This window comes from Pseudomonas sp. GW822-FHT03F08 (assembly GCF_058801265.1).
Map to the genome: position 1 here is coordinate 567219 of NZ_JBXANC010000002.1, position 12518 is coordinate 579736.

A 12518-nucleotide genomic window follows, 5' to 3' on the forward strand; every position below is an offset into this window, starting at 1 on the left:
GCCGCGCCCTCTGTTTATTGAGTCACCACAATCTTCCCGATCATCTGCGGATGCAGTACGCAGAAATACTCGAACTCGCCCGGCGTGTTGAACACCCAGGAAAAGCTGTCATTGGTGTCCAGCGCCCCCGAGCGAAACACCTTGTGGGTCTCTGCCACCGTATGCGGGATCTGATCGTCATTCACCCACGTCACCTTGGTGCCCACGGCCACGGTCAGATCCTTGGGGCCGAACATGAACTCCTTGATATCGACTTTCACCTCCTGCGCCCACGCCGACATCGACAGCATCAGGCACACCACCGCCAAAAATCGCGTTTTCATCTGGCTGCCCTCCCCTAGACCAGTGTCGAATCGATCAGTGCCAGCGGATGATCGCCTTGTGTCGCACGCACATCGGTGATCCCCAGATAGTTGCGCAACTGATCGGCTGCCACGGTCATCGGCCCCGGAGACGGCGCTGCGCCCGGTGCCGGTTGCGGATACGCCGTGCCACGGGCGGTGTGGAAGGTGATGTTGCCTTCGACCTTCTGGATGACCTGATGGATGTGGCCGTTCAACACCGTCACCGAGCCGTATTTGCGCAACATCGCAATCGCCTGATCGCCATCCTCGGTGCCCCAGCCCCATGGCTGATAGATCGTCCACAGCGGAATGTGGGTGAACACGACGACGGGCGTACTGGTCGAAACCGCGCGCAGATCATCAGCCAGCCACGCCAGTTGATCGGCGCCGAGCGTGGCTTCATGGCCGGCCTGGAAGTTGAAGACATTGACCAGCGCGATGAAATGCACGCCATGGTCATCGAAGCTGTACCAGCCGTTGCCTTTGGTGCCTTTGCCGTAACGTTCCAGATAGAGCTTGCCGCCGCCCTCGTCGAGGGTGTCGTGTTCACCGGGGATGTAATGCACGGTGGACGGCAGGCCTTTGAGCACCTGCGCCGCCGTATCGAACTCCTCGGCCTTGGACAGGTGCGTGATGTCGCCGGTGTGCAGGATCAGCGACGGCCGTTTCGGCAGTGCGATGACCTTGTCGATCGCCACTTGCAGCGTTTTCACCGGCTCCGGATTGGCTTCCTTGTTGAAGCCGATGTGCGAATCGCTGATCTGCACGAAATGAAAGGTGCTGGCCAACGCCTTGGGGTCGGTGACGTTACCCGCCTCATCCATCGCAAACGCTCTGGGAATGCCGCCGCTCAATGCCCAGAGGACGCCGGCCCCGGCCCACGCCGAGCATTTGAGCAGCGTTCGCCGGTCAGGGTTGTGCAGCAGGCCGTCGGTGCGCAGTGGATGTTTTGCTTGATTGTCCATGGGGATGTCCTCGCTGGCGGACTACAGTGATGTAGCTGACACCAGGTAGAACCACGCGGGGCGAACGTTTATTCCACGCTGCAAAACAAATTCTTTTCAGGGAATAAAACACGACGCATCACGGTTATAGGGGTGTGACGGTGCGGAAACCATTATGAATCGATTTGAGGAACTGATTGCGCCGCACCTGGACGCGGCTTACAACCTCGCGCGCTGGATCACAGGCAACGACAGCGCTGCACGGGACGTCGTGCAGGAAAGCGCCCTGCGCGCCTTCAGGTTTTTGCAGCGTTTTGCCGATGGCAACGCCAAGGCCTGGTTCCTGACCATCGTGCGCAACGAAAGCTACACCTGGCTCAAAGCCTCGGCCGGACGCCACTGGGTCGCTATCGATGACGAAACCGGCGATAGCAGCGATAGCAGCGATAGCGGCGGCGCACTGAGCCACAGCCAGAGTCCGGAACTGCTGGCCATTCACACGGAAAACGCGGCGTTGCTCCAGCAGGCACTGAGCGCCTTGCCGCCGGCGTTTCGCGAGGTCATTGTGCTCAAGGAACTCGAAGACATGCCCTACAAGGACATCGCGCTGGTGGTGGATATTCCCATCGGCACCGTCATGTCGAGGCTGGCCCGGGCCCGCGCCATGCTCAAGCTCGAACTACTGAAGTTGCACGATCATGAATGAACTCCACTGCACGGTTTGCCAGACACAACTGCAGGGCTATCTGGATCAGGAACTTGATCCGGCGATGGCGGCGGATGTCGCTGCGCATCTGGCCACCTGCGCTGACTGCGCGCGGCTGCATGATGAGGCAAAACTGTTGAAGGTCAGTGTGAAGCGCCATGCGCAGTATTACTCCGCGCCGGCATCACTGACGGCCAGCGTGCTTGCCGCCGTTGCGCCGGCTTCGTCGAGCCCGTTCGAACGCTGGCGAAAATGGTTCGCCCCGGCAATTTCAGCAGCGGCCCTGGCCCTGGCGATGGTGCTTTACGTGGCAACACCGGGCAGCGAACAGCCGTTGATGGACGAAGCCGTCTCCAGCCACGTGCGCTCATTGATGGGCGCTCACTTGAACGATGTGGTGTCGTCCGACCGCCACACCGTAAAACCCTGGTTCACCGGCAAACTCGACTTCTCGCCCCCCGTCGTCGACTACTCGGCGCAGGGCTTTCCACTGCTCGGCGGGCGACTGGATTACCTGCAACACCAGACCACCGCTGCCCTGAGTTACGGCCGCGCCAAGCACATCATCAATGTGTTTATCCTGCCGACAACGGACGCCGACAAACCGTCGCAGAGCCAGACGATTCGCGGCTTCAACGTGATTTCCTGGCAGGCCGGTCACATGCGTTTCGTGCTGGTTTCCGATGTGGAGAAAGGTGAGTTGGAGGCGCTCGGTCAGTTGCTCAGGAACGGCGCTTGAAAGAATGTATCCCGTCCGTTAGCGGCACGATCGCTTCAATGTCTCACTCGGCAACTCATCGAACAGCGCCCGATAGCTATTGGAAAACCGCCCCAGATGCCAGAACGACCAATTCATCGCCACTTCGGCCACCGTGGTGCCTGAAGCGGCGCTTCTGAGCAATTCCCGGCGCGCCCCATTGAGCCGGCGCAGGCGCAACCACTGGGTCGGTGACATCCCCGTGTAGGCCTTGAAGGTCTGCTGCAATTGCCGCAGCGATACCCCGGCCACTTGGGACAATTCCAGCAGATTGAGGGTTTCCTCCGGCGAGTCCGCCGCCCATTCCCCCACCCGTTTCATGGTCGTGCGCTCTTCCGCGCGGCGCTGCAGACCGCCGCTGTCGAGGCACACGCAAGCGTTGTCGAGGATGAACAGACAGTCCTCCAGCAACTGTTGGGTCAGTGCTTCTTTGCTTGGCTGATCAAGGGTTTGCGACAGCTTCGTGAGAGTCGAGCTTAACCAGCGACTGAACAGCGCGTTCTGTGCGCCGTTGAGCGGCGCCATGAACAAACCTTCCAGCCGGGCCACGTCCAGGCCGTTGCGGCGCACGAACTCGGGGCCGAACACCACGGCGATTTCCTGATAGTTCTCCGGGGTGATCCAGATGTTGCGGCTCTCTTCGTTCAGCAGGTACAGCGCGTTGTCACTGCGATCGAAACAGAACGCCAGAGACCCCGAGGGTGCACTGAAATTCTGCTCGACCCGGGTGTTCATCTGTTCTTCGTAGACCTCTACACCTTGCAAGTCCAGATAGCGGATTCGCCCGGCGAAATGCCCCGGCGACATCTGTTGGTAATGCTGGACCCAGCCCGGTGTGGCGCGAACCTGTTCGGCGACATCGGCGGTGTTGAAAGCTTGAACCTGTAGCGGATTACACGTTGTCATGGGAGACCTTGCGCACTCTTTTGGTGCGCTTTGGTGCTGCTTAAAGTGGATAGATGGAACGGCAAGGCCCGCCCAAGATAGTCGTCAACGCGCCACAGGGGAAGCCTGCGAAAGATGAAATCGCACTTCCCCCGCGTCAATAAAACCAACGACGAGGTCTTTATGAATGCCCCTTTCGATCAGCTGTTCACGTGGCTGAAAGATCACAAGATTACCGAAGTGGAATGCGTGGTCAGCGACCTGACCGGCATCGCCCGCGGCAAAATTGCACCGACCAACAAGTTCCTGCATGAGCGAGGCATGCGCCTGCCGGAAAGTGTGCTGCTGCAAACGGTAACCGGGGATTTTGTCGACGACGACATCTACTACGACCTGCTCGACCCGGCCGACATCGACATGGTCTGCAAACCGGTGAGCGACGCGGTGTACGTGGTGCCATGGGCCATCGAACCGACGGCCATCGTGATCCACGACACCTTCGACAAGTTCGGCAACCCGATCGAGCTGTCGCCGCGCAACGTGCTGAAGAAAGTCTTGCAGCTGTACACCGACAAGGGCTGGAAGCCGATTGTCGCGCCGGAAATGGAGTTCTACCTGACCCAGCGTTGCGAAGACCCGGATTTGCCGTTGAAGGCGCCGCTGGGACGTTCCGGTCGCGCCGAGAGCGGACGTCAGTCGTTCTCCATCGATGCGGCCAACGAATTCGATCCGCTGTTCGAAGACGTCTACGACTGGTGCGAACTGCAAGGCCTGGACCTGGACACGCTGATCCACGAAGACGGCCCGGCGCAGATGGAGATCAACTTCCGTCACGGCGACGCCCTGGATCTGGCCGACCAGATCACCGTGTTCAAGCGCACCCTGCGTGAAGCCGCGCTCAAGCACAACGTCACCGCGACGTTCATGGCCAAACCGATTGGCGATGAGCCTGGCAGCGCCATGCACTTGCACCAGAGCGTGGTGGAAATCGCCACCGGCAAACCGATTTTCGCCAATGCCGACGGCACCATGAGCGATCTGTTCCGCCATCACATCGGCGGTCTGCAGAAATTCATCCCGAAAGTGCTGCCGATGTTCGCGCCCAACGTGAACTCGTTCCGTCGCTTCCTGCCGGACACCTCGGCACCGGTCAACGTCGAATGGGGCGAAGAAAACCGCACTGTCGGCCTGCGGGTTCCAACCTCCGGCCCTGAAGCGATGCGCGTGGAAAACCGTCTGCCCGGCGCTGACGCCAACCCGTACCTGGCGATTGCCGCGAGCCTGCTGTGCGGTTACATCGGCATGGTCGAGGGCATCGAGCCAAGTGCCGCCGTCGAAGGCCGCGCCTATGAGCGCCGCAACCTGCGCCTGCCGATCACCATCGAAGAAGCCCTGACCCAGATGGAAGAGTGCGACACCGTCGCCGAGTATCTGGGCAGCAAGTTCGTGCGCGGCTACGTGGCAGTGAAACGTGCCGAGCATGAAAACTTCAAGCGCGTGATCAGTTCCTGGGAGCGTGAGTTCCTGTTGCTGAGCGTTTAAGCCTGCGACCTGATCGCTCCCGGACACTGTCCGGGAGCGATCCCTACCGACTTTACGAGCATAAAAAATCCAACTCGAAGAGGTGTCGATATGCGTCTGTTGAAATCCCTGATCCCCGCCGCCCTGGCATTGGCGTGCAGCGCAGGTGCGCAAGCCCAACCCCAGGTCAGCGTCTACAACTGGACCGATTACATCGGCCCGACCACCCTCGCCGACTTCCAGGCCGGCAGCGGAATCAAGGTGATCTACGACGTCTTCGACTCCAACGAAACCCTCGAAGGCAAACTGCTCGCCGGTCGCACCGGTTACGACGTGGTGGTGCCGTCCAACCACTTCCTGGCCCGTCAGGTGAAGGCCGGGGCGTTCCTCAAGCTGGATCGTTCGCAACTGCCGAACTGGAAGAACCTCGACCCGAAACTGCTGGCCCTGCTCGAGAAAAACGATCCGGGTAACGAGCACTCGGTGCCGTACCTGTGGGGCACCAACGGCATCGGCTACAACGTCGACAAGGTCAAACAGGTGCTGGGCATCGACCACATCGATTCCTGGGCCGTGCTGTTCGAGCCGGAGAACCTGAAAAAACTCACCCAGTGCGGCGTGTCGATGATGGACTCGGCCGACGAAGTGTTCCCGGCGATCCTCAATTACATGGGCATGGACCCGCGCAGCGAAAACCCGGAAGACTTCAAGAAAGCCGAAACCAAGCTGCTGAGCATCCGCCCGTACATCACCTACTTCCACTCCTCGAAGTACGTGTCGGACCTGGCCAACGGCGACATCTGCGTGGCCTTCGGTTACTCCGGCGACGTGTTCCAGGCCGCCAACCGCGCCAAGGAAGCAAACAACGGCGTGAACATCGCCTATGCGATTCCCAAGGAAGGCGCGAACCTGTGGTTCGACCTGCTGGCGATTCCCGCCGATGCCGGCAACACCAAAGAAGCCCACGCCTTCATCAATTACCTGCTCGATCCGCAAGTGATCGCCAAGGTCAGCGCCTCGGTCGGCTATGCCAACCCGAACCCGCCGGCCAAGCAATACATGGACGTCGCACTGGTCAGCAATCCTGAGGTTTATCCGCCTCAGGAGGTGCTCGACAAACTCTACATTTCCACCACCCCGCCCCAGTCGATCATGCGTCTGATGACCCGTTCCTGGAGCAAAGTGAAGTCGAACAAATGAATCAGTACACCCAGGAACACGCCCGCTCCTACTACGCCGCGTCGGCCCGGTCGAGCACGTCCTACCCTGCACTTGAAGCCGACCTGATCGCCGATGTCTGCGTGATCGGCGGCGGCTTCACCGGCGTCAACACCGCCATCGAGCTGGCCCAGCGCGGCCTCTCGGTGGTGCTGCTTGAAGGCCGGCGCATCGGTTGGGGCGCCAGCGGGCGCAACGGCGGCCAGTTGATCCGTGGCATCGGCCATGAAGTCGAGGGCTTCGCCCGCCATGTCGGCGCAGAAGGCGTGCGCTACCTGCAACAGGCCGGCGTCGACTCGGTGGAACTGGTGCGTCGGCGCATCGGCGACAACGCCATCGAGTGCGACCTGCGCTGGGGCTTCTGCGAACTGGCCAACACCACGGCGCAGTTCGAAGCGTTCAAGGCCGAACAGGACAGTCTCGCGGCCTCGGGTTATGCCCACGAAACACGTCTGGTCGGCCCCGAAGATATTCGTCGGCAAGTGGTCAACGCCGGTGTCTACAAGGGTGGCCTGATCGACATGGGTTCGGGCCATCTGCACCCGCTCGATCTGGTTCAGGGCGAAGCGCGGCTGGCAGCTTCGCTCGGGGTGCGTATCTTCGAGCAGAGCCCGGTGCTGGAAATCATCCACGGTGCGACGGTACAAGTGCGCTGCGCTTCGGGCACGGTACGCGCCGGCAGCCTGGTGCTCGGTTGCAACGCGCATCTGGACGAACTCGAGCAACAACTCAGCGGTAAGGTCCTGCCCGCCGGCAGCTACATCATCGCCACCGAACCCTTGTCCAGGGAACGCGCCGCCGAACTGATCCCGCAGAATCTGGCGCTCTGCGACCAGAAGGTCGGCCTCGACTATTACCGGCTTTCGGCGGATCGGCGTCTGCTGTTTGGCGGTGCCTGCCATTACTCCGGGAAGGATCCGGCGGATATTGCCGCGTACATGCGACCGAAGATGCTCAAGGTGTTCCCGCAACTGGCGGATGTGCGCATCGACTATCAATGGGGCGGCAAGATCGGCATCACCGCCAACCGCTTCCCGCAGGTCGGGCGCCTCAAGCAGCACCCGAACGTGTTCTACGCACAGGGCTATTCCGGCCATGGCCTGAACGTCACGCACTGGTGCGCCAAATTGCTGGGCGAAGCGATTCACGCCGGCCACAGCCAGGGCATGGACGTGTTCAGCGGCGTGCCGCACATGACCTTCCCCGGCGGCCCGGCGCTGCGCTCGCCGTTGTTGGCACTGGGCATGTTCTGGTATCGCCTGCGGGAAATGCTCGGCTGAACCTCGCGGCTTGAAGCGACCTGCACATTTGCTCTATCGCAAAGCACTTCTATATTGATGAAGTGCTTTTGCGTTCCTGACGCTCAGTGCCCAACACACTCTGGAGGTCATGGATGGAGTCGTCAGCCGCCGATCAACCGCGAGCACCCGGCCAGGCACCGATCAAGACCCGGCGCTTCAGCATTTCGCTGGTGTGGATCGTGCCGATTGTCGCCGTGCTGGTAGGCATTTCGCTGGTGGTGCACAACCTGATGCAGGAAGGCCCGACGATCGTCGTCACCTTCAAGACCGGCAGCGGTCTGACCGCCAACAAGACCGAAGTCAAATACCGCAACGTGGTGGTCGGCCAGGTCTCGGATGTCGAACTGAGCGACGACCAGAAGAGCGTCAACGCCACGATCAAACTGTCCAAACAGGCCGAAACTTTCACCCGCGAAGACTCGCAATTCTGGGTGGTACGCCCGCGTATCGGCGCGGGTGGCGTGTCGGGCATCGATACCCTGCTGTCTGGCGATTACATTGGTGCCGATATCGGCCAATCGAACGATCGCGCCAAGTATTTCAAAGGCCTGGAAAACCCGCCCCCGATCACCTATGGCGAACCGGGCAGGCGCTTCAACCTGCACGCCTCGGATCTGGGTTCGCTGGACATCGGCTCCCCCGTCTACTACCGCAAGATCCCGGTCGGCCAGGTGGTGGCCTATGCCCTGGACCCCGACGGCAAAGGGGTGAATATCGAAGTGTTCATTCACGCACCGAACGATGCCTACGTCACGGAAAACACCCGTTTCTGGAACGCCAGCGGCATTGACGTGAACGTCGGTGCCAATGGTTTTGCGGTGAAAACCGAATCGTTGTCGACCTTGCTGGTCGGTGGCATCGCCTTCCGCGCACCCGATTACAGCCCCAACGATGTCGCCGCGGCGGATGAAAAGTCCTTCGATCTGTTCGAAGACCAGATGACCGCCCTCGCCCCGCCCAACGGCAAGCCGCAGTATCTGAGCCTGCGTTTCGATCAGGCGCTGCGCGGTCTCAAGGTCGATGCTCCGGTGGAATTCCTCGGTATGGAGATCGGCCGGGTGGTGAGCATCAACCTCGACTTCGACGAGAAAAAACGCAGCTTCCCGCTCAACGTCGGCATCGTGATCTACCCGCAACGTCTGGGACGGGCCCACGAAAAGATGCTCAAGGTGCTCAACCACAACCCGGACGACGAAGCCGCCGGCGTGCGTCTGATCGGCACCTTCATCGACAACGGCCTGCGCGCCCAGGCCCGCAGCGGCAACCTTCTCACGGGTCAGCTGTACATCGCTTTGGACTTCTTCCCCAAAGCCGAAAAAGTCGCGTTTGACCCCACCGCTCGCCCGATCAGCGTTCCGACCGTCCCCGGCAGCCTCGAACAGTTGCAGGAAAAACTCGAGGCCATGGTCGACAAACTCAACAAGCTGCCGGTGGAACGCATCGCCGGCAATCTCGACAGCAATCTGGTGGAACTGCGCAAAGGCCTGACCCAATTCAACGCCAAGACCCTGCCCGGTGTTCAGAGCACCCTGGCGGACGTGAGCAAGACCCTGCAATCGGCGAGTTCGACGCTGGCCGAAGACTCGCCGCAACGCGAGCAACTGACCCAGACCCTCGACGAACTCGGGCGCATGTCGCGCTCGTTGCGTGAACTGTCGGATTACCTGGGCCGTCATCCGGAATCGCTGATTCGCGGTCGCCCCGACAACGCCGCGCCGCTGGATCTCAAAGGACCGCCGCGCAATTGAGCACAGGAGCTGTCCCATGGCTTTACCGCTGAAGTTCACCGTGCTGGCTGCGTGCCTGCTGCTGGGTGCCTGTCGCAGCGACCCGATCAGCTTTCATACTCTGACCCCGGCACAACCGGCGGCCGGCAGATCGGGCTCGGACATCGCGATTGAAGGCATCAGCGTGCCGCCGCAGGTCGACCGGCCGCAGATCGTCATCCGCCAGGGCAGCAGTGGCCTGGCGATTCTGGAAACCGAATGGTGGGGTGCAAGCCTGGCCGATGAATTGCGCAGTGCGCTGGTGGATCAACTGAGCAACGCCGCTGGGTCGCGCAAAGTCTCGGTGCGCATCGACGTGCAACGTTTCGATTCGCTTCCCGGGCAATACGCGCTGATCGACGCCAAATGGCGACTGCGCGCAACCGGTGAATCCGACAATGGGCTGCTCACCTGCCGTTCAGTCCTGCAAACGCCGTCCGGGCCGAGCATCAATGAACTGGTGATTGCACAACAGAACAACGTCAAGCGACTGGCTGCGCAGATCACTCAGGCGGCGGGCAATGGACGGGGCTGTCCGCCGGCGTCCTGAGCGGCAGGGCTCAACTTCACGCTGAAGCGGCAACCGTTGGATTCGCCCGTACTCAGGTTCACCTGCCATTGCTGTCGCTTGCAGATCCGCTGCACCAGCGACAATCCCAGCCCAAGCCCCTCTCCCCGACCTTCGTCACCGCGCACGAAGGGCTGAAATACGGCCTGGCGCTGTTCTTCCGGAATGCCGATGCCACTGTCTTCCACGACAAAACCGTTTGCCATCACGGTCAATCGGACAAAACCCCGATCGGTGTAATGCCAGGCATTGCGCAGCAGGTTACCCATCACCGATTGCAGAAACGTCAGGTTGAAACGTTCCATGCAGGGCTGATCCACGTCGTAGTAAAACTCCAGCCCTTTTTCGCGAATCAGTCGGCCCCAGATCTCGCACTGAGCATCGGCGACTTCCTTGAGGGTGACGCAAATATCATTGCCGGCATCATCCTCGGCGCGAGCCAGCATCAGGAAGGTATCGACCAGTTGGCGCATCTCGTGGCTGGCCCGGGCGATACGATTGACCTGTGCGGTCGAACGGGGATCCAGCGACGGATTGGCGAGCAACAATTCACAGGAGCCGCCCAGCACCATCAACGGCGTGCGCAGTTCATGGCTGACATCGCTGGTGAACAGTTTTTCGCGGCTCAGGGTTTCACGCAAACGCCCCAGCGTCTGATCGAACGACAACGCCAGCTCTCCCACTTCATCCGCTGCATAGTCCGGGTGCAGCGGGGGCGCCAGCACCAACAGCTGATCGCGGTGGCGAACCTGGCGAGCCAGACGAATGACCGGCGCCATCACGCGCCGCGCCAACAGCCGACCGAGCATGATCGCCAGCAGGATGCTCAGGAGAAACCCGACCGTGACCACGATGAACAGCAACCGCTCACGTTGTTCGAGGCTTTCCTGATCACGCAGCAGCACGTATTTGCGCCCGCCGACCACCTCGACCATCGCGAAAAAATCGTCGCCGTTGAACATGATTTCCTGGAATCCGGGTGACAGCGCGGCCAGTGACGGAATCAGTGCCATGGGCCCGGGTCCGCCTTCGAAAAAAAATAATTCACTCTTTTCCGGCTGATGGCTCCAGCGATTGATGTCATCCATCGCCAGCAACCGGTGCAGACCGCCACTCAGGGTGCTGGTGGCCAGTTTGTGTTCGACCACATGCACGGCGGCAACGATGCCCAGCGCAAACACCCCGGCGACCAGGGCGCTCATCAAAGCGAACACGATGACGATCCGTTTCGTCAGGCTTTGCTTGAGATCCATTCGGGTCGATGACTCCACTGCTGATTTCAGACTTCGCGGTCAAAAACAGGCGAGCTCCGCGACATTGACCGAACCTGCGCAGCTTCACCGCAAACATAAACATTTGTTAAGCCAGGCCGGTAAAAAAAGGGTATTTGAGTTTGGTTATCAAACACCCGATTAATTGCGCATTTTCAACTCTCGCAAATTTTTCACATGTTCTTCACTGCCCCCCAACGTGCACAAACGTAATGTTCAGCCATTATTCAAGTTCAAAACTATAAAAGTTGGTTAAATCGCCGGCCAATCTCGCCTGCGACGTCAAGGGGCATGCCGTGGAGCGACAGATGCAATTAACAGCGACATATAAACAACGTCGGACGCTGCGACTTGGAAGACTGCTGACCATCATCGGTTCGTTACTGGTCATTGCGCTGGTCAGCGGCTTCGTCTGGATGACCCGTTCGCCCATCGATCTGGGCCAGGCCGGCCATGCGGCCAAGGCTGATTTGACCAAGGCCTGGCAGGCCGGCGAAGTCGTTGCTCTGGTGCGTCATGCCGAACGTTGCGACCGTTCCGACAATCTTTGCCTGGGCCCGGCCGACGGCATCACCAAGGCCGGCAACGACTCTGCAGCGCTGGTGGGCAAAGGCTTCGTGGCACTGGGCATGCAGCAGGCTCAGGTGTTCACCAGCCCGCTGACGCGTACCGTGCAAACGGCGCGTGCCATGTTCGGGCAGGACGCCACAGCCCAGATCTGGCTTGAGTCCTGTGGTTCTTCACTGCGCAACGACGTGGTGGCGCACAAGGTGGCGCAACGCAATCTGGTGCTGGTCACCCACAGCGGCTGCATCAGCGACTTTGAAAAACAGACCGGTTTCCCCCACGCAATCGCCGCCGATTACGGCAGCACCCTGTTCGTACGCATCGATGACAAGGGGCAACTTAAAGTGCTGGGCATCATGAATGCCGACGCTTGGTCCCAACTCAAAAATCATTAATGCTTTAGTTGGATCGGGTCGGCAAGGCTGAACTTTTTTTCAACTAACCAGCGCTGATTTCATTAATTTGTAATGAGACATGTATCTGCCCCCGATTTACTGGACAACTGTTTTTTTTAAGCTTGGCTTTATCGCGAGAACTTCGGCCTGGAGGTACGACAGTTCTCTGGATACAGGAAACGCCCGACACCTGCATTCATTCAACACGATGACACGCCCGCTCAGGAACGCGCCGGGCAGGTCATCGACACAAGAACTTCGTTCGGTACCAAGGC

General features: G+C 60.2%; 12 protein-coding genes. 8 read left to right on the forward strand and 4 right to left on the reverse strand.

What is annotated here, in order from left to right:
• Window positions 1-14: 14 nt before the first annotated feature.
• Window positions 15-323 carry a cupredoxin domain-containing protein gene (locus tag AC1RME_RS06365; RefSeq protein WP_096821440.1) on the reverse strand — a complete coding sequence of 103 codons (309 nt, stop codon included), beginning with the start codon at window positions 321-323 and terminating at the stop codon, window positions 15-17.
• Between the two features lie 14 nt (window positions 324-337).
• Window positions 338-1309 carry a metallophosphoesterase family protein gene (locus AC1RME_RS06370; RefSeq protein WP_096821441.1) on the reverse strand — a complete coding sequence of 324 codons (972 nt, stop codon included), beginning with the start codon at window positions 1307-1309 and terminating at the stop codon, window positions 338-340.
• A 154-nt stretch (window positions 1310-1463) separates the two neighbouring features.
• On the opposite strand from AC1RME_RS06370, the gene AC1RME_RS06375 reads away from it, so the two are divergent.
• Window positions 1464-1994 (forward strand): sigma-70 family RNA polymerase sigma factor, encoded by a 531-nt coding sequence (locus AC1RME_RS06375; RefSeq protein WP_493090793.1) that lies wholly within the window; start codon window positions 1464-1466, stop codon window positions 1992-1994.
• On the forward strand, window positions 1987-2733 hold the full coding sequence (locus AC1RME_RS06380; RefSeq protein WP_096821443.1) for an anti-sigma factor family protein: 747 nt from the start codon (window positions 1987-1989) through the stop codon (window positions 2731-2733). The genes AC1RME_RS06375 and AC1RME_RS06380 overlap by 8 nt, the downstream gene beginning before the upstream one ends.
• An 18-nt stretch (window positions 2734-2751) precedes the next feature.
• Here AC1RME_RS06380 and AC1RME_RS06385 read toward each other — a convergent pair whose 3' ends face one another.
• The gene (locus AC1RME_RS06385) at window positions 2752-3657 is read right to left on the reverse strand and encodes a helix-turn-helix domain-containing protein (RefSeq protein WP_493090795.1); all 906 of its coding nucleotides are present in this window, start codon (window positions 3655-3657) and stop codon (window positions 2752-2754) included.
• 162 nt (window positions 3658-3819) lie between these two features.
• On the opposite strand from AC1RME_RS06385, the gene AC1RME_RS06390 reads away from it, so the two are divergent.
• The 5 genes from AC1RME_RS06390 (at window position 3820) to AC1RME_RS06410 (ending at window position 9992) form a co-directional block, all read left to right on the forward strand.
• Window positions 3820-5178, forward strand: a complete 1359-nt coding sequence (locus tag AC1RME_RS06390) for a glutamine synthetase family protein (RefSeq protein ID WP_096821445.1) — start codon at window positions 3820-3822, stop codon at window positions 5176-5178.
• A gap of 90 nt (window positions 5179-5268) precedes the next feature.
• Window positions 5269-6357 (forward strand): polyamine ABC transporter substrate-binding protein, encoded by a 1089-nt coding sequence (locus AC1RME_RS06395; RefSeq protein ID WP_096821446.1) that lies wholly within the window; start codon window positions 5269-5271, stop codon window positions 6355-6357.
• Window positions 6354-7655, forward strand: a complete 1302-nt coding sequence (locus AC1RME_RS06400) for an NAD(P)/FAD-dependent oxidoreductase (protein ID WP_096821447.1) — start codon at window positions 6354-6356, stop codon at window positions 7653-7655. The genes AC1RME_RS06395 and AC1RME_RS06400 overlap by 4 nt, the downstream gene beginning before the upstream one ends.
• Before the next feature lie 113 nt (window positions 7656-7768).
• Window positions 7769-9424, forward strand: coding sequence for a PqiB family protein (locus AC1RME_RS06405; protein ID WP_096821448.1), 1656 nt, complete (start codon window positions 7769-7771; stop codon window positions 9422-9424).
• Window positions 9425-9440: 16 nt separating this feature from the next.
• A complete protein-coding gene (locus tag AC1RME_RS06410) occupies window positions 9441-9992 on the forward strand; it encodes a PqiC family protein (protein WP_096821449.1) in 552 nt (183 codons plus the stop codon).
• Here the strand turns inward: AC1RME_RS06410 and AC1RME_RS06415 are convergent.
• Window positions 9950-11263 carry a sensor histidine kinase gene (locus AC1RME_RS06415; protein ID WP_096821450.1) on the reverse strand — a complete coding sequence of 438 codons (1314 nt, stop codon included), beginning with the start codon at window positions 11261-11263 and terminating at the stop codon, window positions 9950-9952. The two genes, AC1RME_RS06410 and AC1RME_RS06415, sit on opposite strands and share 43 nt — an antisense overlap.
• Window positions 11264-11589: 326 nt before the next feature.
• On the opposite strand from AC1RME_RS06415, the gene pmrG reads away from it, so the two are divergent.
• Window positions 11590-12243, forward strand: coding sequence for a lipopolysaccharide core heptose(II)-phosphate phosphatase PmrG (gene pmrG, locus AC1RME_RS06420; protein WP_096821451.1), 654 nt, complete (start codon window positions 11590-11592; stop codon window positions 12241-12243).
• Window positions 12244-12518 lie beyond the last annotated feature (275 nt).

Coding starts and splice junctions, on each gene's coding strand:
- AC1RME_RS06365 (WP_096821440.1), bottom strand. CDS start 323: ATGAAAACGCGATTTTTGGCGGTGGTGTGCCTGATGCTGTCGATGTCG.
- AC1RME_RS06370 (WP_096821441.1), bottom strand. CDS start 1,309: ATGGACAATCAAGCAAAACATCCACTGCGCACCGACGGCCTGCTGCAC.
- AC1RME_RS06375 (WP_493090793.1), top strand. CDS start 1,464: ATGAATCGATTTGAGGAACTGATTGCGCCGCACCTGGACGCGGCTTAC.
- AC1RME_RS06380 (WP_096821443.1), top strand. CDS start 1,987: ATGAATGAACTCCACTGCACGGTTTGCCAGACACAACTGCAGGGCTAT.
- AC1RME_RS06385 (WP_493090795.1), bottom strand. CDS start 3,657: ATGACAACGTGTAATCCGCTACAGGTTCAAGCTTTCAACACCGCCGAT.
- AC1RME_RS06390 (WP_096821445.1), top strand. CDS start 3,820: ATGAATGCCCCTTTCGATCAGCTGTTCACGTGGCTGAAAGATCACAAG.
- AC1RME_RS06395 (WP_096821446.1), top strand. CDS start 5,269: ATGCGTCTGTTGAAATCCCTGATCCCCGCCGCCCTGGCATTGGCGTGC.
- AC1RME_RS06400 (WP_096821447.1), top strand. CDS start 6,354: ATGAATCAGTACACCCAGGAACACGCCCGCTCCTACTACGCCGCGTCG.
- AC1RME_RS06405 (WP_096821448.1), top strand. CDS start 7,769: ATGGAGTCGTCAGCCGCCGATCAACCGCGAGCACCCGGCCAGGCACCG.
- AC1RME_RS06410 (WP_096821449.1), top strand. CDS start 9,441: ATGGCTTTACCGCTGAAGTTCACCGTGCTGGCTGCGTGCCTGCTGCTG.
- AC1RME_RS06415 (WP_096821450.1), bottom strand. CDS start 11,263: ATGGATCTCAAGCAAAGCCTGACGAAACGGATCGTCATCGTGTTCGCT.
- pmrG (WP_096821451.1), top strand. CDS start 11,590: ATGCAATTAACAGCGACATATAAACAACGTCGGACGCTGCGACTTGGA.